The organism is Ruegeria sp. P8, from assembly GCF_056534665.1.
In genome coordinates this window covers 61,744-79,354 of sequence record NZ_JBQERC010000012.1, presented here as the reverse complement: position 1 = coordinate 79,354, position 17,611 = coordinate 61,744, and the positions used below count along the sequence as shown (strand labels likewise).

General features: G+C 58.2%; 18 protein-coding genes. 7 read left to right on the top strand and 11 right to left on the bottom strand.

Annotated features, from left to right (window positions below; all coding sequences use genetic code 11):
• Positions 1-3: 3 nt before the first annotated feature.
• Both ACR0BZ_RS14310 and ACR0BZ_RS14305 read right to left on the bottom strand, forming a co-directional pair.
• The gene (locus tag ACR0BZ_RS14310) at positions 4-1,185 is read right to left on the bottom strand and encodes an aminotransferase class I/II-fold pyridoxal phosphate-dependent enzyme (protein WP_480920549.1); all 1,182 of its coding nucleotides are present in this window, start codon (positions 1,183-1,185) and stop codon (positions 4-6) included.
• A 108-nt stretch (positions 1,186-1,293) separates the two neighbouring features.
• Positions 1,294-2,622: an amidase gene (locus ACR0BZ_RS14305; RefSeq protein ID WP_480920548.1), complete on the bottom strand. Its 1,329-nt coding sequence runs from the start codon at positions 2,620-2,622 to the stop codon at positions 1,294-1,296.
• A 51-nt stretch (positions 2,623-2,673) separates the two neighbouring features.
• Between ACR0BZ_RS14305 and ACR0BZ_RS14300 the strand changes: the two genes are divergently transcribed.
• Complete coding sequence (locus ACR0BZ_RS14300) at positions 2,674-3,936, top strand: FAD-dependent monooxygenase (protein WP_480920547.1); 1,263 nt, start codon at positions 2,674-2,676, stop codon at positions 3,934-3,936.
• On the opposite strand, the gene ACR0BZ_RS14295 is transcribed toward ACR0BZ_RS14300, so the two are convergent.
• The 6 genes from ACR0BZ_RS14295 to ACR0BZ_RS14270 form a co-directional block, all read right to left on the bottom strand.
• A complete protein-coding gene (locus tag ACR0BZ_RS14295; protein ID WP_209504973.1) occupies positions 3,933-4,118 on the bottom strand; it encodes a Trm112 family protein in 186 nt (61 codons plus the stop codon). The genes ACR0BZ_RS14300 and ACR0BZ_RS14295 overlap by 4 nt on opposite strands.
• Positions 4,115-4,756, bottom strand: a complete 642-nt coding sequence (locus ACR0BZ_RS14290; RefSeq protein WP_480484107.1) for an LON peptidase substrate-binding domain-containing protein — start codon at positions 4,754-4,756, stop codon at positions 4,115-4,117. Before ACR0BZ_RS14290 ends, ACR0BZ_RS14295 begins: the two co-directional genes overlap by 4 nt.
• A gap of 26 nt (positions 4,757-4,782) precedes the next feature.
• On the bottom strand, positions 4,783-5,697 hold the full coding sequence (gene trxA, locus ACR0BZ_RS14285) for a thioredoxin (RefSeq protein WP_480920546.1): 915 nt from the start codon (positions 5,695-5,697) through the stop codon (positions 4,783-4,785).
• A gap of 75 nt (positions 5,698-5,772) precedes the next feature.
• Entirely contained in the window at positions 5,773-6,561 is a 789-nt protein-coding gene (locus ACR0BZ_RS14280; protein ID WP_480920545.1) for an exodeoxyribonuclease III, read from the bottom strand.
• A 73-nt stretch (positions 6,562-6,634) separates the two neighbouring features.
• Positions 6,635-7,027: a GFA family protein gene (locus ACR0BZ_RS14275; protein ID WP_480920571.1), complete on the bottom strand. Its 393-nt coding sequence runs from the start codon at positions 7,025-7,027 to the stop codon at positions 6,635-6,637.
• Positions 7,028-7,265: 238 nt separating this feature from the next.
• The gene (locus ACR0BZ_RS14270; RefSeq protein ID WP_171724917.1) at positions 7,266-7,952 is read right to left on the bottom strand and encodes a response regulator transcription factor; all 687 of its coding nucleotides are present in this window, start codon (positions 7,950-7,952) and stop codon (positions 7,266-7,268) included.
• A gap of 162 nt (positions 7,953-8,114) precedes the next feature.
• On the opposite strand from ACR0BZ_RS14270, the gene ribA reads away from it, so the two are divergent.
• Both ribA and ACR0BZ_RS14260 read left to right on the top strand, forming a co-directional pair.
• Positions 8,115-9,206 (top strand): GTP cyclohydrolase II, encoded by a 1,092-nt coding sequence (gene ribA, locus ACR0BZ_RS14265; protein ID WP_480539617.1) that lies wholly within the window; start codon positions 8,115-8,117, stop codon positions 9,204-9,206.
• Positions 9,203-9,703, top strand: a complete 501-nt coding sequence (locus ACR0BZ_RS14260) for a L,D-transpeptidase family protein (protein WP_480488605.1) — start codon at positions 9,203-9,205, stop codon at positions 9,701-9,703. Before ribA ends, ACR0BZ_RS14260 begins: the two co-directional genes overlap by 4 nt.
• Here ACR0BZ_RS14260 and ACR0BZ_RS14255 read toward each other — a convergent pair.
• Both ACR0BZ_RS14255 and ACR0BZ_RS14250 read right to left on the bottom strand, forming a co-directional pair.
• Positions 9,687-10,346, bottom strand: a complete 660-nt coding sequence (locus ACR0BZ_RS14255) for a YggS family pyridoxal phosphate-dependent enzyme (protein ID WP_480774096.1) — start codon at positions 10,344-10,346, stop codon at positions 9,687-9,689. The two genes, ACR0BZ_RS14260 and ACR0BZ_RS14255, sit on opposite strands and share 17 nt — an antisense overlap.
• A 99-nt stretch (positions 10,347-10,445) precedes the next feature.
• Positions 10,446-11,513, bottom strand: a complete 1,068-nt coding sequence (locus tag ACR0BZ_RS14250; protein ID WP_480920544.1) for a porin — start codon at positions 11,511-11,513, stop codon at positions 10,446-10,448.
• A gap of 281 nt (positions 11,514-11,794) precedes the next feature.
• Here ACR0BZ_RS14250 and ACR0BZ_RS14245 point away from each other — a divergent pair, with 281 nt between their 5' ends.
• The 4 genes from ACR0BZ_RS14245 (at position 11,795) to holA (ending at position 16,393) form a co-directional block, all read left to right on the top strand.
• Entirely contained in the window at positions 11,795-12,280 is a 486-nt protein-coding gene (locus tag ACR0BZ_RS14245; protein ID WP_209504982.1) for a DUF3576 domain-containing protein, read from the top strand.
• A gap of 72 nt (positions 12,281-12,352) precedes the next feature.
• Positions 12,353-14,890 (top strand): leucine--tRNA ligase, encoded by a 2,538-nt coding sequence (leuS, locus tag ACR0BZ_RS14240; protein ID WP_480920543.1) that lies wholly within the window; start codon positions 12,353-12,355, stop codon positions 14,888-14,890.
• Positions 14,877-15,368 carry an LPS assembly lipoprotein LptE gene (gene lptE / locus ACR0BZ_RS14235; protein WP_480920542.1) on the top strand — a complete coding sequence of 164 codons (492 nt, stop codon included), beginning with the start codon at positions 14,877-14,879 and terminating at the stop codon, positions 15,366-15,368. The genes leuS and lptE overlap by 14 nt, the downstream gene beginning before the upstream one ends.
• Positions 15,365-16,393 carry a DNA polymerase III subunit delta gene (gene holA, locus ACR0BZ_RS14230; protein WP_480920541.1) on the top strand — a complete coding sequence of 343 codons (1,029 nt, stop codon included), beginning with the start codon at positions 15,365-15,367 and terminating at the stop codon, positions 16,391-16,393. Before lptE ends, holA begins: the two co-directional genes overlap by 4 nt.
• A 1-nt stretch (position 16,394) precedes the next feature.
• On the opposite strand, the gene ACR0BZ_RS14225 is transcribed toward holA, so the two are convergent.
• On the bottom strand, positions 16,395-17,579 hold the full coding sequence (locus tag ACR0BZ_RS14225; RefSeq protein ID WP_480920540.1) for a TIGR03862 family flavoprotein: 1,185 nt from the start codon (positions 17,577-17,579) through the stop codon (positions 16,395-16,397).
• Between the last annotated feature and the right edge of the window lie 32 nt (positions 17,580-17,611).

Sequence of the window (17,611 nt, the reverse complement as noted above, 5' to 3'; positions counted from 1 at the left end):
ACCTCACGTATAGATGCAGTCGCGGAGTGTGATCAAACCGCGCTGCAACTCTGTTTTTGGGGCTACCAATGCAACCCGGATAAAGCCTTCGCCCGGGTTATTTCCCGGATCACCTTGTGAAAGATATGCGCCCGGAAGAACCCGAACCCCGGTTTCCTTCCAAACCTTCAATGCCGCGTCCTCGCCATTCTCGACCGGCAACCACAGAAAGAACCCGGCCTCGGGCGACATGTAGCCCTGCACGCCCGCAAACACCTTATCCGCTATGGCGTATTTCTCCTGATAGAGCGCGCGGTTTTGCTCGACATGTGTCTCATCCGCCCAGACGCGCGCGGCGGCGGCTTGCAAGGGCAAAGGCAGTGGGGACCCGGCATAGGTGCGCAGCTTTTTCACCTGACTGATGGACTTTCGTCCACCTGCAATCAGGCCCGAGCGCAAACCAGCTAGGTTCGAGCGTTTTGACAGGGAGTTAAACAGCGTGATCCGTTCGGGATCAGCCCCTAGTTCCTGCGCGACAGTCAGAACCCCCGTCGGGGCTTGGTCACGGTAAATCTCGGAATAGCATTCGTCGGCGAAGATGCGGAAATCATAAGCCTCGGCCAGACGGATCAGGTCAGCCCAGTAGTCGCGCGATGCAACCGCGCCCTGCGGGTTGGCCGGGGAACAAATATAAGCCACCGCTGTTTGGTTCAGCACATCTTCGGGCAGGCCGGAATAATCCGGCAGATGACCAGTCGCGGCAGTTGCAGGGACAAAATAGGGTTGCGTACCCACCGAAATCGACGCGACCATGTAGACCTGATAAAACGGGTTCGGGCACAGGATGATCGGTTGTTTGCCGTTCTTCTGTTCCGGGCACAGCGCCATGGCCGCATTATACAGCCCCTCACGTGTGCCGTTCAGCGCCATGACGTTGACGTCAGGGTCCATTTCGACCCCGTAACGCCGCTTGATCCAGCCCGTGATTGCGCCGCGCAGGTCTTCCGAGCCTTCGTTCGGCGGATAGCCCTGAAACCCGGCAGCATTTTCCATGATGACATCCGTCACCCAAGCCGGAAAATCATGCGTCGGCGCGCCAATCGTCATATGAACGACGTCACCGCCCGGTTGATGGTGATCCAACAGGGCGCGCAAACGCGGGAATGCATATTCCGGTAGGTTCGAAAACCGCTCGGGAAAATCCATGTTACTGCCTCAATATCGGGGTCGTTTGCGCCCCGTTTTTTTGGCAGATTACAGTCCGCATACCTCTTCGTCCAGACAAAGAGGTTCCGAATCAGTGGATTGTGGCATTCAGGCCAATGCCGATTCTGCCGCTGACCCCAACCGCAACAGGGCCTCTTCCGAGTTCGGATACCCCATCATCATCAGCCCGCAACTGGGCGTTCCGGTGGGCAGAGTCAGCGCTGCAAGCCCCATCAGGTTGCCGATCCGCGTATTGCGAAGGGCCAGCAGGTTTTCTGTCACGTAATAGTCGTGATCGGTCATCAACCGGTCCAGATTGGGCGGCAAAATCGGTGCTGTAGGTGCCAGAACCGCATCGAACCCGGCAGTTGCCGCATCCCAGGCACTGCGGCACGCCTTGAGCTTGGCCCAGGCCGCGACATAATCGGGGCCGGAATAGCCCTTACCAATGCGAAACCGTTCCAGGATTTCGGGATACATTGCCCCTGGGTTGGCCTCGATCACATCGCGCCACAACCCATAGGCCTCGGTCGTGTAGACGACGCTGGACAGGGGCATCGCCTCGTTCAGCTCGGGCACGTCCAAGGGAACAATCTCAGCGCCTGCATCTGCAAGTTTCTCGATGGCCTCGTCATAAGCTTTTCGCGGTGCATCGCGCAGGTCGTCCTTGGCAATGTTCTGCAAATCGGCAAAGCGACGGTCTTTCAGCGAAGCACCCCTCAGGTCCGCAGGTGCCCCGCCTTCCAATAGGGCCAGCATATGTGCTGCATCTTCAACAGATCGCGCCAGTGGCCCGACAGTGTCAAACCGCAGGCAGAGCGGCACCACACCTTCAAGGCTCAGCCGCCCGGCCGTGGTTTTCAATCCCACCAGATCATTCCATGCCGCTGGAATTCGCACCGAACCGCCGGTATCGGAACCGATCCCGCAGGCCGCCAGCCCCCAGGCAACCGACGCGCCCGCGCCAGATGAAGACCCACCCGGCACCGCCGTTTCATCATGGATACAAGGGGGCGTTTCGGTGATCGGGTTCAATCCAAGGCCGGAAAAGGCCAGCTCGCTCATATGCGTCTTACCCAGACAGACCGTTCCCATCTGGGTTGCGTTGCGTACCACAAGCGCATCCGCATCCGGCACACGGTCTTTCAAAAGCGCCGACCCGGCCTCGGTCGCGGTGCCGGCAGTGTCGAACAGGTCTTTCCAGCTGATCGGAACCCCATCCAGCAACGATCGCCGCAATCCCATTTTCGCACGTTGCTGCGCGGCTTCGGCCTCGGCGCGGGCGCGATCATGGGTGACGCGGGCATAGATACGGTCGCGGTGCGGATGGGCGTCTATTGCGGACAGGTAGGTTTCCGTCAATTCAACCGGATCGATCTGGCCCATCCCAATGCCACGGCCCAAATCACACGCCGTCATGGTCAACCAATCCTGCATCCCGCCCCTCCTGCTTTTTGGCTTGAAAGAACGGTAGCGACAGGACTGCACATGGACAATCCCGAAAGGGAGCGCATATTGCAGGGCATGACACAGGCATCTGACATTCTGATCGTGGGCGGCGGGTTGAACGGCCCGGCTTTGGCATTGGCTCTGGCACAAACCGGACATTCGGTCACAGTGATTGATGCGCTGGATGAGAAGGTCCGCAAGAATGCGGCGTTCGACGGGAGAGCCTATGCCCTGGCCTTGGCATCACAGCGCTTGTTGGCTGCCATCGGCGTCTGGGACCGTGTTGCGGAACGCGCCCAACCGATGCTGGAAATCAAGGTCACGGACGGCCACGCAGGTACAGGCCCGTCACCGTTTTTCATGCATTTCGACCATGCCGAAATAGAAGAAGGTCCGATGGGGTTTATGGTCGAAGACCGTCACCTGCGCCGCGCCTTTCTGGACGCTATGGCCGAAGAGCCCCGCATCACTCAGCTGAGTGGCAAGACTGTTGTGTCGCAACAAGCCGACACCACTGGAGTGACCGTGACGCTGGACGATGGTTCGACGGTGAACAGCAGACTGCTGATCGGGTGCGACGGTCGCCGCAGCGGCACTGCGGACCGCGCGGGTATCAAGCGCACCGGTTGGGATTATGGCCAGACCGCACTTGTCTGCGCCATTGAACACGAGCTGCCGCATCACGGCATAGCCCATCAGTTCTTTATGCCACCGGGCCCCTTGGCGATTCTGCCGCTGACCGGCAATCGCAGTTCCATTGTATGGAGCGAACGCACCGAGGCCGCGCACCAGATCAACGCCCTGCCCGAGGATGAGTATCTGCAAGTGCTACGCCCGCGGTTTGGCGATTTCCTCGGTGACATCCACCTGGCTGGTGATCGTTTCACCTATCCTTTGAACCTGACCATCGCCAATTCCTTTATCGCTGATCGTCTGGCACTGGTCGGGGATGCTGCCCACGGGATGCACCCGATTGCCGGTCAGGGCCTGAACGCCGGTTTGCGTGACGTCGGCGCGTTGGCAGAGGTTCTGACCTTGGCAGGACGGCGCGGCGAAGACATCGGATCGCTTATGGTGCTGGAACGCTATCAGGAATGGCGCAGGTTCGACACCGCTGCTCTCGCGATGGCAACGGATGTCTTCAACAAGCTGTTCTCGAACGACAACCCGTTGCTGCGCATTGGGCGAGACGTTGGTATGGGAATTGTCGGCGCACTGCCGGGGCTGCGGCGCGGTTTCGTGCGCGAAGCCGCCGGTTTGACCGGAGATTTGCCCAAGCTGCTGCAAGGGCAACCAATTTAGTCCAGCTGGCGTGCCTCGTCGACCAACATGACCGGAATGCCGTTGCGGATGGGAAAAGCCAGACCAGCAGCCTGTGACACAAGCTCCTGCCTTTCGGCGTCATAGCGCAGGGTCGTTTGCGTCTGCGGGCAGACCAGAGCTTCGAGCATACGGCGATCAAAGGCGTGTTCAGGGTCAGTCATTGCAGTTTTTCCTCATTCGATCCGCCTCGCATTGCGAATTCTATCAATGTCATCAGCGTCTCGCGCCGTGTGCGCAGGCAAGGGGCCTCTAACAAGGCCTGTTTATCTTCCGGATCGAAGTCCAACAACATGGACAGCGAGTTCACCAGTAATTCATCCTCGGCATCTTTCAGCGAATCCCAATCGGTGGACAATTGCCGGGACGAAAAGAAGCGTTCCAGCAAAGCCAGGAACTTGGTGCGATTGAACCTGTCGTCGTTTTCGGCCTTGCCCAGATCCCTGTCAAAGCCGTCCCACGAGACTTCGCATCGCCGATATGGCGTGAAAGCGTCCAGCTCTGATACCACACGGAACCGGGACACGCCGGTCAGCGTGATCAGATAACGGCCATCTTCCGTTTCGGAAAACTGGGTCACGCGCCCGACGCATCCGATGCGGTGCAGTTTGTTCTCATCATGGGCCGAAGGATTTGGCTGGACCATCGCAATCAGCCGTTCCTTGGTCTTGAGCGCATCGTCCAGCATCTGCAAATAGCGGGGCTCGAAGATGTGAAGCGGCAAGCGCGAGCGGGGCAACAACAGCGCCCCGGGCAAGGGGAAAACGGATACGGTGTCCGGCAGATCAGCGGGATGCATCATGTCCCAATTCTAGCTCTGATCAGCAATTAGGCAAATATCATCGAGCTGAGTTTGCGGCGACCATTCAGAACGATCGGGTCATTGGCCTTGAGCGCGTCAAAGATCGTGAAAAGCTGGGTCTTGGCGGCCCCGTCATCCCACTCACGATCCCGGCGGAACAATTCCAGCAATTGCGCCACGGCTTCTTCCACTTCGCCGTTCGCGTGCAAGGCCTGCGCCAGGTCAAACCGGGCCTGAAGATTATCGGGATCAGCATCAACGGCCGCTGTCAGATCCGCCACCGGACCTGCATCAGCCGCCTGCTTGGCCAGCTGCAATTGCGCATGCGCAGCCTCGACCTCGGCCGAGTTGGATATTTCGGCGGGTGCACCGTTCAGGATGGCCTCGGCATGTTCCAGATCGCCAGTGGCGATATGTGCCCGCACCAGCCCGCCATATGCTGCCGCGTGGTTCGGGTCTTCGCCAAGAATGGCGGCAAAAGTCTGCGCAGCATCTGCCGCGGCGCCGTCGCTCAGCATTTCTTCGGCGGCAACTACGGCGTCATCCAATTGGCCGCCCGGGCTTTCCCCACCTGACGCCTCGATCACGCGATCCACGAAAGCCTTGATCTCGGACCCCGGCAGCGCGCCCTGAAAACCGTCCACGGGTTGCCCTTTAAAAAACGCGTAGACCGTTGGAATCGACTGGATGCGCATCTGCGAGGCGATCATCTGTGCCTCGTCCACGTTGATCTTGACCATCTTCACCGCGCCTTTGGCGGCGGTAACCGCGTCTTCCAGCATCGGGCCCAGCGTCTTGCACGGGCCGCACCAGGGTGCCCAGAAGTCAACGATAACAGGCGTTTCCTGCGAGGCTTCGATCACATCGACCATGAAAGTGGCCTCGGTCCCGTCCTTGATCAGATCGGTGGCTGGGGCGGCTGCGCCGTTCAGGATGTCCATGGCAATCACTCTTTCGTTCGAACTTGCGCTCTATATGCAATCGCTTGTCGCAGAAACCAAGGGCAGAGTTTCAGTTCAAATGTCGAAAGTCGCAAAGACCGGCGCATGATCGCTGGGCTTTTCCCACCCACGCGCGTCGCGCAGAATGCGACTGGAATGGCCCGCGTTTGAAATATCGGGCGTGGCCCAGACATGATCCAGCCGCCGCCCCTTGTCTGCCGTATCCCAGTCGCGGGCCCGGTAGGACCACCAGCTGAAAAGCTGCCCTTCGGGAATATCCTGCCGGGTGATATCGACCCAACCACCTGCGTCCTGGGTCTCGGCCAAATGTTCCACTTCAATCGGAGTGTGCGAGACGATCTTGAGCAATTGTTTGTGCGACCAGACGTCATCTTCGCGCGGGGCAATGTTCAGATCGCCGACGAGGATGGATTTTTCCGGCTTTTCCGCGTGGAACCAATCGCGCATGTCCGTCAGATAGTCGAGCTTTTGGCCAAATTTCTCATTCACTTCACGATCCGGCACATCACCGCCAGCGGGGACATAGAAGTTGTGGATCGTCACACCATTCTCCAACCGACCAGCTATGTGGCGCGCGTGACCGAGATCTGCGAAATCCTTGTCGCCCACCTCTTCTATTGGCAGGCGGGACAGGATGGCGACGCCATTATATCCTTTCTGGCCACGGGCAATCATGTGGGTATAGCCCAGCGCCGCGAACCCTTCGGTCGGGATCTTTTCAACCGGAGACTTGCATTCCTGCAAACACAGAATTTCCGGCGCCTCTTCTTCCAACAGTTTCAACACGATAGGTTCGCGCAGTCGGACCGAGTTGATGTTCCAGGTGGCAAGTGTAAAGGGCATGGCGAGGATTCCTCTGTCGCGATTTGGCGAAGGTTAACGCGGTGGGGGATGGGGTACCATCAGAAAAGAAAATCTAGGACGGGTGGCTTTCATTTTGGGGGGCATCATCGCAAATCTCGTACCAGCCCGGTTTTTCCGAAACAAATTCGTGAAACTGAACTTTCTGCTCTAACCCGGTATCCAGTGCATTTGCTGCGATTGGAAAACTATCTGCTTCTGAAATGATTTCGCCCAAAGATGTCCCGCATTTCGTGCAGAAACACCTGCCGTATTTGTAGGGCGGATCGGGCTGGTGCAGCGTTACGTTTTCCCTGCCCCGAACCCACACCAAGTCTTCTTTGTTGACAAATACGACTGTGCTGGCCCCGGCTTTTCTGCATCTTGAGCAGTGGCAGGTTCCCATCACGGATGGTTGAGACTTCAGGTTAAACTTCACCGCCCCGCACAAACAGCTTCCTTCAATCATCACGCGCTCCTCCAACCTTTCGCGAGAAATAGAACATTACAGGAACATTCAGGGTTTCGCAACGCCTGTGACGGTACAGGCGGCACATGATTTCGTCCTTCGGAAAAGAAAAAAGCCGGGCCATTCGGCCCGGCAGTCCAACAGGGAGGTGCATGTCATAACCCGGACATGCGCGGGTTGGGAGTAACCTAATTATGAGTACAGGGTATCACTTTGATCCAAGTCAATCCACACCCAGTTAAGACACTAGCCTATATCCACCGGATTCTGTGACCAAAAGGCGCGCATTTGACGGATCGGGCTCAATCTTCTGACGCAGGCGGTAGATGTGGGTTTCCAGCGTATGCGTTGTAACACCAGCATTATATCCCCAAACTTCGTGAAGCAGCACATCCCGCGCCACCACGCCGTCGGTCGAGCGGTACAGGAATTTGAGGATGTTGGTTTCCTTCTCGGTCAGGCGGATTTTTCTGTCCTCTTCCGTGATCAGCATCTTCATCGCCGGTTTGAACGTATAGGGGCCAAGTACAAATACTGCGTCCTCGGATTGTTCATGCTGGCGAAGCTGCGCACGGATACGTGCCAGAAGCACCGGGAACTTGAATGGTTTCGAAACATAGTCATTCGCGCCGGCATCCAGGCCCAGGATCGTATCGGCATCGCTGTCATGACCGGTCAGCATCAGGATCGGGCTTTTGACACCCTGTTTGCGCATGAGGCGGCACAGTTCGCGCCCGTCGGTATCCGGCAGACCCACATCAAGAATGACCAGGTCATAGATCGCTTCGCGCGCGCGCTCCATGGCAGAGTGACCGTCTGACGCCTCAAACACGTCAAAGTCTTCGGTCATGACAAGTTGCTCGCTGAGCGCCTCGCGCAGGTCCTCGTCATCGTCCACCAGCAGGATTTTCTTGAGTTGAGCCATTTCCCGGTCCTCCAAACGCTTTTCCATCACTTGCGCGTGGAATATGCAATCAACAAGATTTGCTGCAACCGTTTCACGCCTTCGTGTCAGAGTTCGCGGAAATGTTTCACATTTCCTTTCGAAAGGGCTAGGAGAAAGATTGAGCGTTATAGGGTAACATTGATGAGTCTCATCCCCGATATCACGGAACTTCTCGCCCGGGCCCGGGCCGATCTGCGCATGGGCGTTCCCGTTGCGCTGACCGATGACAGTGGCTTCAGCGTGCTTGCGGTTTCTGCCGAAACGCTCAGCCCGCAGCGTCTGGCCGACCTGAAAAAACTAGGGAATCCGGTGGTGGCCATAACTGGGCGACGCGCTGAAACCCTGAAAGCGCGGGCGTACGACGGGGATCTGGCGCGGGTTTCGATCCCGGCGGATGCAGATATCGCGTGGGTACAGGCGGTTGCTGATCCTTCCGACGATCTGAACGCGCCCATGAAGGGCCCGTTGATGACCGAGCGGCACGGCAATGCCAATCTGCACCGTATCGCAATAGCATTGGCCAAATCCGCGCGCATCCTTCCCGCTGTGGTCGTGGTACCTGTCGAGGACGGCAGGGCATTTGCCGCTTTGCACGGTTTGACCTGCATTGATCACACGCGCGCCACGCCTCATCTGGCGGATCGCAGTACTTTGCACGAAGTCGTCGCGGCCCGCCTTCCGATGGAGGTGTCCGAAGCCGGTCGGTTACACGTCTTCCGACCTGAAGACGGTGGTGAAGAGCACTATGCCGTCGAGATCGGTCGCCCGGACCGCGACAAGCCTGTGCTGGCCCGATTGCATTCTGCCTGTTTCACCGGCGATCTGATGGGAAGCCTGAAATGTGACTGCGGCCCGCAACTCCGCGGTGCCCTGGCACAGATGGGGGCAGAAGGTGCAGGCGTTCTTCTGTATCTGAATCAGGAAGGGCGCGGTATCGGTCTGGCGAACAAGATGCGCGCTTATTTCCTTCAGGATCAGGGTTTTGACACCGTTGAGGCGAACCACAGGCTGGGTTTTGAGGATGATGAGCGTGATTTTCGGCTTGGGTCGGACATATTGAAATCGCTGGGTTTCAACTCTGTCCGCTTGCTGACCAACAACCCGGCCAAAATCGCCATGATGGAACGGACAGGTATCGCAGTAACCGAGCGTGTCCCTCTGAAGGTTGGCGAAACCTCTCACAACCGGGGATACCTGGCGACCAAGGCCAAGAAGTCAGGGCATCTGCTTTGACCCCAAACGATCTTGTTCTAACTCCACGAGGCATCCGGTTTCTTGGCAGGGTGTTCCCCTGTTCCGTGGGCAAAGGCGGGTTGAGCAACGCAAAACGCGAAGGCGATGGCGCGACCCCAACTGGACATCATCGAATCGTCGGCATGCTATACCGGGCCGACCGAATGGCCGCCCCCAGCAAATGGGCCCGCGCCATTGGCCCGCGGGACTTGTGGTCTGACGACGTGTCTGAAAGCAGATACAACCACATGGTCAGCGCACCCTATGCATTCAGCCATGAAAAGTTGCGCCGCGCCGACCCCTTATACGACCTGATTCTGTTAACCGACTGGAACTGGCCAAACGCCGTTCCGGGCAGGGGATCGGCAATTTTTCTGCACCAATGGCGCAGACCCGGCTATCCAACCGAAGGCTGCGTTGCCTTTCGCCGGGACCATCTGCACTGGATATCACAGCGCATTGCCCCCGGATCATGGCTGATCATTCCTGAGGTTTAACCCGTTCGCCAAAGATGGCCGAGCCAACACGGACGTGGGTTGCGCCCAAAGCGATGGCCTGTTCGAAATCGTGACTCATCCCCATAGACAATCCATCAAGCCCGTTACGTGCAGCGATTTTGGCCAATAGCGCAAAGTGCAAAGTAGGCTCCTCATCGACCGGAGGAATGCACATCAATCCACGCACGGGCAGATCCAACGACCTGCACTCGGCAATGAAACTGTCCGCGTCCACAGGAAGGATACCGGCCTTTTGGTCTTCCTCGCCGGTGTTGACCTGAATGAACAGGTTCGGGCAGTTTCCCATTTCCTGTGCCAAACGCGCCAGTGTGTTGGCCAGTTTGGGTCGATCTACCGAATGGATCGCATTGCACAGTTCCATTGCGTGACGAGCCTTGTTGGTCTGCAACGGGCCAATGAGGTGCAGATCAATACCCTCGAACTGTTCTTTGAAAGCGGGCCACTTGCTTGCCGCCTCCTGCACGCGATTCTCGCCAAAACATCTGTGCCCTTGCTCTAGAACTGCCTGCACCCTGTCATTCGGCTGCACTTTGGACACAGCAATCAGTTTGACGGAACCTGCCGGTCGGTTCGACTTGGCTTCGGCTTTGGCGATACGTGCGGTGACGTCTTGCAACGACATGGGACCCTCATCCTGTTTTGCGCAGAAAAACACCAAGTCGACACAAAAGAAAAGGGCGAGTCCGAAGACCCGCCCTTAAACCTTCCGGTTCAGATCAGCTTAGAAGTTGAACTGAGCACCGAAGTCAGCAACGAAGGTCGAGTCTGTGCAGCTGTCACAGTCGTTGACACCGATACCACCGCGCAGCGATGCACCGCCGCCCAGGTCGTAGATCGCGCCAACAGCAACCTGCTGCAGGTCAGCATTCGCGTTACCGTCACCGTAGGTGAACAGCAGGGTGGTTGCAGCGCCCAGGTTGTAGGCAGCCGACAGACCCCATGCGGTACCGTCAGTTGCAGTAACTTGAGTTGCGTCGTCAGCAACAAACAGAGTACCCGAGAAATCGCCCCATTCGCCACCCAGGGTCAGAACGGTCAGGCTCGGATCGCTACCTGCGCCACCTGCGTCGGTCTGACCATAGGCCAGAGCAGCGGTGATGTTGTTGAAGGTGTAAGTTGCGCTGATATCCCAGCGGTCCGCACCGTCAACGACGACGCCACCAGCGATCGGCAGAGTATCTACACCCTGATCATACGACGCACCGAACGAGAAGTCGCCAACAGAGTACTGGAAGAACACGCCATTCGAACCGGAACCGGTCGACGAGTAACCCAGGAAGCTGTAGTTAACGCCCGAATACTGGCCTGCGAACAGTTCCAGACCTACTTCGTTGCCGTAGTAGTTTGCCAGGTTGTCGAAGGCACCTGCAACGTTACCGGCGTCAACACGCAGGCCACCGTAGATGACCGAGAAGCGTGCGCCGTTCAAGCCAGCAGAGTTTGCTTCGCCCTGGTTGTCATCGTCGGCTTGCAGACGAACACGACCTTCAAAGCGAACGCCGCTGTCGGTTTCAACGATACCGTCGATGTTCAGACGGAAGCGTGATACCAGGATCGCGTCGCTCACGTCATTGCCATTCAGGGCAACCGAAGTGCTTGTGACCCCGGTCAGAACCTGACCGTTTGCGGTTGTGGTGGTGAAAGTCGCAGCCGATGTGGCGTTGACGCTGCCAGTACGATCTTCAGAGTAAGCAATACCAAAGCGGCCATAACCGCTGAAGTTAACTTCAGCTGCTGCAACGCCTGCGGTCGCAATCAGCGCCGTCGATGCGAAGAGAACTTTTTTCATCTTGTTTCCCTCGGTTTCAAAAGAGTTATCTACTCGACATATGCCTCGGCACATGTCTCAGCACGGACACCGTTTCGCTCTTTTTGCCCCCTTTGCGCAAGCTTGGCATAAAGACGTCAGCGTCATTGAGGTCAAATTGGTGCAAGGATGCCACAGTCAGTTTTCGCCCTGATGCAGCTGATACACTTACATTTCAGAAGAATGGACTTGTTGCAGCGGGGGTCCTTGGCTAGGAGTATCCCCTGAATACTGTAGAACAAGTGAAACAGGACCTGTTTACAATGCGCCTGCCGACGATTTTGGGAATGATCCTGCTGACCGCTGCTCTTTCGGCATGTGGGCAGAATCGAAACACTTCGACAACGTACTCCCCCAACCTCGCTGGCGGCAATTCGGACGAACAGGAGCTGAATGACCCCGAGCGGACAACAATCTGGGACATCTTTGACCGCAGCACCGCCGAACAGACAACAAACGTGAACCGGTATCTTTGGGCGGCTTCGCTGGATGTGCTGAGCTTCCTGCCAGTGCAAGAGGTTGATCCGTTTACCGGTGTAATCGTAACGGGTTATGGCACGCCTCCGGGCGGCGGCCGATCCTACCGGGCAACTGTTCATATCAGCGATCCGGCGCTTGCCGCGCGCTCTTTGTCGGTTGCGCTGCAATCGAGCGGAGGGGCCCCGGTAAGCGCTGCAACATCCCGCGCAGTCGAGGATGCGATTCTGTCCCGCGCCCGACAGCTACGCATAGCGGACAACAAGTTCTAGCAACCCGCCGAAAATCACAATATTACCACGCCGGGTTCCTACCCGGCGTTTTCATTCACGAAGGACCGCAAGATGTCGCGCTACTCGGCCACCGAAATCGAAGCAAAATGGCAAGAGGCCTGGGACAAGGCCGGGATCTTCACCGCCAACCACAAGGCGGACAAGCCGAAATACTATGTGCTTGAGATGTTTCCCTACCCGTCTGGCCGAATCCATATGGGGCATGTGCGCAACTATACGATGGGTGACGTCATCGCGCGGCACAAGCTGGCGACGGGCCACAACGTGCTGCACCCGATGGGCTGGGACGCATTCGGGATGCCTGCGGAAAATGCCGCGATGGCTATCGGGGGTCATCCGAAGGACTGGACCTACAGCAACATCGCAGACATGCGCGATCAGATGAAACCACTTGGCCTGTCCATCGACTGGTCACGTGAGTTCGCGACCTGCGACCCCGAGTATTACGGCCAACAACAGGCGCTGTTCCTCGATATGCTTGATGCCGGGCTGGTCTATCGCAAAAACGCTGTGGTGAACTGGGACCCGGTCGACATGACCGTTCTGGCCAACGAGCAGGTTGAAAATGGTCGTGGCTGGCGTTCGGGCGCATTGGTAGAGCGGCGCGAACTGACCCAGTGGTTCTTCAAGATCTCGGACTATTCCGAAGAATTGCTCGACGCGCTGGATACTCTGGACAACTGGCCCGCCAAGGTGCGCCTGATGCAGGAGAACTGGATTGGCAAGTCGCGCGGCCTGCAATTCAGCTTTGAACGCACTGATGGCGGAGAGCCGATCACCGTCTATACAACCCGCCCAGACACGCTGCTGGGCGCATCTTTCGTTGGCATCTCGCCCGATCACCCGATCGCAAAACAGCTTGAGGCCGAAAACCCCGAAGTGGCTGAATTTGTGGCCGAATGTCGCAAAGGTGGCACCACGGAAGAAGCCATCGAAACTGGCGAAAAGCTGGGCTTTGATACAGGCATTAAGGTCAAGCACCCGCTGGACCCGAGCTGGGAACTGCCGGTCTGGATCGCCAATTTCATCCTGATGGATTACGGCACTGGCGCAATCTTTGCCTGCCCTGCGCATGACCAGCGCGATCTCGACTTCTGCCGCAAGTACGGCCTGCCTGTGGTCGACACATTCTTTGCGCTGGATGACGACACACCGGTCGACAAAATTGCATTCGTCCCGCCGAAAACCGAGAAAGTTCGGTGGGTGAACCATTTTGCAGGTTTGACCGAGGCGACAGGTGACGAGGCGATCAACGCCACCGTCGATTTTGCTGAAAAAGCCGGTTGGGGCGAGGGTGTCACCAAATACCGTCTGCGCGACTGGGGCCTCAGCCGTCAGCGATATTGGGGGTGTCCGATTCCCGTCGTGCATTGCGAAAGCTGCGGTGTGGTGCCCGAGAAGAAGGAAAACCTGCCGGTCCGCCTGCCCGACGATGTGACATTCGACAAACCCGGCAACCCGCTGGATCGACACCCGACCTGGCGCGATTGCGCCTGCCCGTCTTGTGGCGCACCGGCCAAGCGCGAGACCGACACGATGGATACCTTCGTCGATTCGTCGTGGTATTTCGCCCGTTTCACCGCTCCGCGTGCGGAAACACCCACCGATCTGGCCGAGGCCGAATACTGGATGAATGTCGACCAATATATCGGCGGCATTGAACACGCGATTCTGCACCTGCTGTATTCACGCTTCTTCGCGCGGGCGATGAAACTCACCGGTCACTTGCCCCAAAAGGCCATCGAGCCGTTCGACGCGCTGTTCACACAAGGCATGGTGACGCATGAGATCTACCAGACGCGCGACGCCAACGGTCGCCCGGTTTATCACCTGCCCGAGGATGTGACCGACGGCAAACTGGCCGATGGTACTGAGGTCGAAATCATCCCTTCGGCCAAGATGTCGAAATCCAAGAAAAACGTGGTCGATCCAGTCAGCATCATTTCGGCCTTTGGCGCCGACACGGCCCGCTGGTTCGTGCTGTCCGATTCGCCACCCGAGCGAGACGTGGAATGGACGGCGGCAGGGGCCGAAGCCGCCTATAAGCATCTGAATCGCGTTTGGAATCTGTGTGACAGGATCGGTGCCATGGAGGCCAATGCAGCGGGCGAAGGCGATGAGGACCTGTTGCGCGAGATGCATAAAACCATCCGTGACGTGACATTGGGTGTTGAAAGCTTTGGCTTCAACGCCGCCATCGCCAAGCTTTATGCTTTCACCAATACACTGGCAAAATCCAAGGCCGGTGCGGCGGCTCAGAAACAAGCGATCAAAACTCTGGCCCAGTTGATGTCACCGATGACACCACATCTGGCGGAAGATATCTGGGCGCATCAGGGCGGTGAGGGCCTAGTGGCTGTCGCCCCGTGGCCCGTCGCAGATGAGGCGATGCTGGTTGATGACACCGTCACCCTGCCGATCCAGATCAACGGCAAGCGTCGCGCGGAAATCAGCGTTCCGAAAGATATGGACAAAGCCGAGGTTGAAAATATCGCGCTCAGCACCGAAGCTGTCCAAAAGGCGCTGGATGGCAACGCGCCGAAGAAAGTTATCGTTGTTCCGGGCCGGATCGTGAATGTCGTTGTTTGATCGCAGAATATTGCTTGTGATGCCGCTGGCGCTGGCTGCCTGCGGCTTTCAACCGGTTTATGCTCCGAGTGGGTCGGGCTCTGCCTTGTTCGGTCGGGTGGCGGTGTCTGCGCCAAATACCGTCGAAAGCTATCTTCTGGTTCAGAACCTTGAGCACCAATTGGGCCGCAGCGCGGGCTCTGTCAGCGATTACGCTCTGGATGTTCAGGTCTCGACCGAAACCCGCGGCGCGGCCATCACCACGACGAACGAGACAACGCGGTACACGATTGATGGACGGGCGCAATACGCGTTGAAATCCAATGAGACCGGGCAAGTCGCAGCATCCGGCACCGTAACCGATTTTGTGGGCTATTCTGCTTCGGGCTCTACCGTGTCGACGCTGGCTGACGAACGCGATGCGAAAGAACGCCTGATGGTGATCCTGTCCGGGCATATCGTGAACCGCCTATATTCAACGCCGGGCTTATCCAAATGAAGTTGAGCCCGCGCGAGGCTGACGGGTATTTCGCCAAGCCGGATGCGGACAAGACCGGGCTGCTGATCTATGGTGCGGATGCCATGCGGGTGGCGCTTAAGCGGCAGCAGGTTCTGGCCGCCCTGCTTGGTCCTGGTGCGGAAGAGGAAATGCGCCTGACCCGCCTGCCGGGTGGCGACTTGCGCGGCGATCCGGCGTCTCTGCTGGACGCGGTCAAGGCGGTTGGGTTTTTCCCCGGCCCGCGCGCGGTGTTTGTGGAAGACGCCACCGAAACCGCCTCGCCTGCGATTCTGGCCGCGCTTGAAGATTGGGTCCCCGGCGACGCTCAGATCATCGTGACGGCTGGTCAGCTGAAACCAAACTCGAAAATCCGCAAAGCGTTCGAAGGGCATTCTGCGGCCTATGCGATAGGCATTTATGACGACCCGCCATCGCGCGCAGAGGTCGAGCGGGTTCTGACCGAAGCGCATCTGAAAAACATCCCCCACGATGTCATGTCTGCTATTAGCGAACTGGCCAACAGTCTCAGCCCCGGTGACTTCACCCAAACCGTTGAGAAACTGTCGCTTTACAAGCGCGGTGACAACTCTGAGCTGACCATGGAAGACCTCGAAGTCTGCGCCCCGCGTTCGACCGAGGCGGCGCTTGACGACGTGCTGAACGTGGTTGCCGAAGGCCGCGCCGGTGAGATCGGGCCGCTGATCCGGCGGTTGCAGGCACAAGGCACCAACGGGGTAACCCTGTGTATTGGGGCAACCCGGCATTTCCGCACACTTTATGCCTGCGCCTCGGATCCGGGTGGTGCTGCGCAGGGTATCGGTAAGTTGCGTCCGCCGGTTTACGGCAAACGCCGTGACCGTATTCTGCGTCAGGCACAGGGCTGGGGGGCGCCCAAGCTGCAAACTGCGCTGACCGTTCTGACGGATACCGACCTCTCCCTGCGATCCGCCGGACAGACAGCCCCCTCAATGGCTCTGGTTGAGCGTGCTATGATTCGTCTGGCGATGCTTGCGCGGTCGCGCTGAGTTATCTGACCTGATCCAGCCTATCGGCAGCGGCCCGACCGGCCCAGCGACCCGTGGCAAGACAGGCCGTCAAAAGATAGCCCCCGGTTGGCGCTTCCCAATCCAGCATCTCACCTGCGCAGAATACACCCGGAATGGTTTTCAGCATCAACCCGTCATCCAACGCGGATCGTTTCACGCCGCCTGCCGTCGAAATGGCCTCATCCATCGGTCGCAGCCCCGCGTGCAGGATTGGAAGTTTCTTGAGAACCTCCACTTCGCCGGGCAGCGGCAAGTGACTGCGTTTTGCCATCTCGTGAAACACGGCAATCTTCTGCGGTGACAGGTTCAACGACTTTCTCAACCATTGCGAAAACGTGGTTTTCGACTTCCTGGACGACCATCTCGCCCGCAAGGATTGCAGGTCCAGATCAGGTGCCAGATCGACATAAAGTGGCTGCCCTTTGCGCAAAGCAGGGGTGAGGGTGTAAAGCCCGCCTCCCTCCAGCCCGGTTGCCGAGATTGCGGCCTCGCCGCGGCTTTCCAGGTCACCAGACTTCCACCGAACCGATTTCAGCGCCGCCCCGAAATGTGGCTGCATATGAGGGCTCCAGTCCACCGACAAGGCTGAATTAGCAGGTTCGAACCGCGCCAGTTCCACGCCCCTGCTGGACAAGATTTGCGCCCACTGACCATCCGACCCAAGGCGGGCCCAGCTTGCCCCGCCCAGTGCCAGAACGGTTACAGAAGCAATCAGGTTTTGCGGCCCGTCCGGGGTCTCAAATACCAGCGCATCAGCTTCCCAACCTTTCCATCGCCAACGGGTTTTGATCTCAACCCCGGCTGCGTCCAGTCGCGCAAGCCATGCGCGCAACAAGGGCGACGCCTTCATGGTCTCGGGAAAAACCCGCCCGGTGGAGCCCGTGAATAATGTCTGGCCCAATCCACGCGCCCAGTGCTGCACGGCTTGCGCATCAAAGGCGGTGATCATCGGGCGCAACCAGTCCGCCGCATTGGCATACGACCGCATCAGTGTCTCAGGCGGTTCGTCCTTTGTCAGGTTCAGCCCCGATTTACCTGCCATCAGAAATTTGCGCGCAACCGAAGGCTTGGCTTCGGCAACCAGCACGGAATGCCCGGCCTCGGCCAGTTGCTCGGCCGCCATCAACCCTGCGGGACCTGCTCCGATCACCACTGCCTGCGCCATTCGCACCCTCTTGCCTTCGCCATCCATCGGCG

Bases quoted from the DNA above. Each gene is read 5' to 3' on its own strand.
- lptE (WP_480920542.1), top strand. From the start codon at position 14,877: ATGTCGTTGTTTGATCGCAGAATATTGCTTGTGATGCCGCTGGCGCTG.
- ACR0BZ_RS14245 (WP_209504982.1), top strand. From the start codon at position 11,795: ATGCGCCTGCCGACGATTTTGGGAATGATCCTGCTGACCGCTGCTCTT.
- holA (WP_480920541.1), top strand. From the start codon at position 15,365: ATGAAGTTGAGCCCGCGCGAGGCTGACGGGTATTTCGCCAAGCCGGAT.
- ACR0BZ_RS14310 (WP_480920549.1), bottom strand. From the start codon at position 1,185: ATGGATTTTCCCGAGCGGTTTTCGAACCTACCGGAATATGCATTCCCG.
- ACR0BZ_RS14300 (WP_480920547.1), top strand. From the start codon at position 2,674: ATGGACAATCCCGAAAGGGAGCGCATATTGCAGGGCATGACACAGGCA.
- leuS (WP_480920543.1), top strand. From the start codon at position 12,353: ATGTCGCGCTACTCGGCCACCGAAATCGAAGCAAAATGGCAAGAGGCC.
- ACR0BZ_RS14280 (WP_480920545.1), bottom strand. From the start codon at position 6,561: ATGCCCTTTACACTTGCCACCTGGAACATCAACTCGGTCCGACTGCGC.
- trxA (WP_480920546.1), bottom strand. From the start codon at position 5,697: ATGGACATCCTGAACGGCGCAGCCGCCCCAGCCACCGATCTGATCAAG.
- ribA (WP_480539617.1), top strand. From the start codon at position 8,115: ATGAGTCTCATCCCCGATATCACGGAACTTCTCGCCCGGGCCCGGGCC.
- ACR0BZ_RS14275 (WP_480920571.1), bottom strand. From the start codon at position 7,027: ATGATTGAAGGAAGCTGTTTGTGCGGGGCGGTGAAGTTTAACCTGAAG.
- ACR0BZ_RS14305 (WP_480920548.1), bottom strand. From the start codon at position 2,622: ATGCAGGATTGGTTGACCATGACGGCGTGTGATTTGGGCCGTGGCATT.
- ACR0BZ_RS14250 (WP_480920544.1), bottom strand. From the start codon at position 11,513: ATGAAAAAAGTTCTCTTCGCATCGACGGCGCTGATTGCGACCGCAGGC.
- ACR0BZ_RS14255 (WP_480774096.1), bottom strand. From the start codon at position 10,346: ATGTCGTTGCAAGACGTCACCGCACGTATCGCCAAAGCCGAAGCCAAG.
- ACR0BZ_RS14270 (WP_171724917.1), bottom strand. From the start codon at position 7,952: ATGGCTCAACTCAAGAAAATCCTGCTGGTGGACGATGACGAGGACCTG.
- ACR0BZ_RS14225 (WP_480920540.1), bottom strand. From the start codon at position 17,579: ATGGCGCAGGCAGTGGTGATCGGAGCAGGTCCCGCAGGGTTGATGGCG.
- ACR0BZ_RS14295 (WP_209504973.1), bottom strand. From the start codon at position 4,118: ATGACTGACCCTGAACACGCCTTTGATCGCCGTATGCTCGAAGCTCTG.
- ACR0BZ_RS14290 (WP_480484107.1), bottom strand. From the start codon at position 4,756: ATGATGCATCCCGCTGATCTGCCGGACACCGTATCCGTTTTCCCCTTG.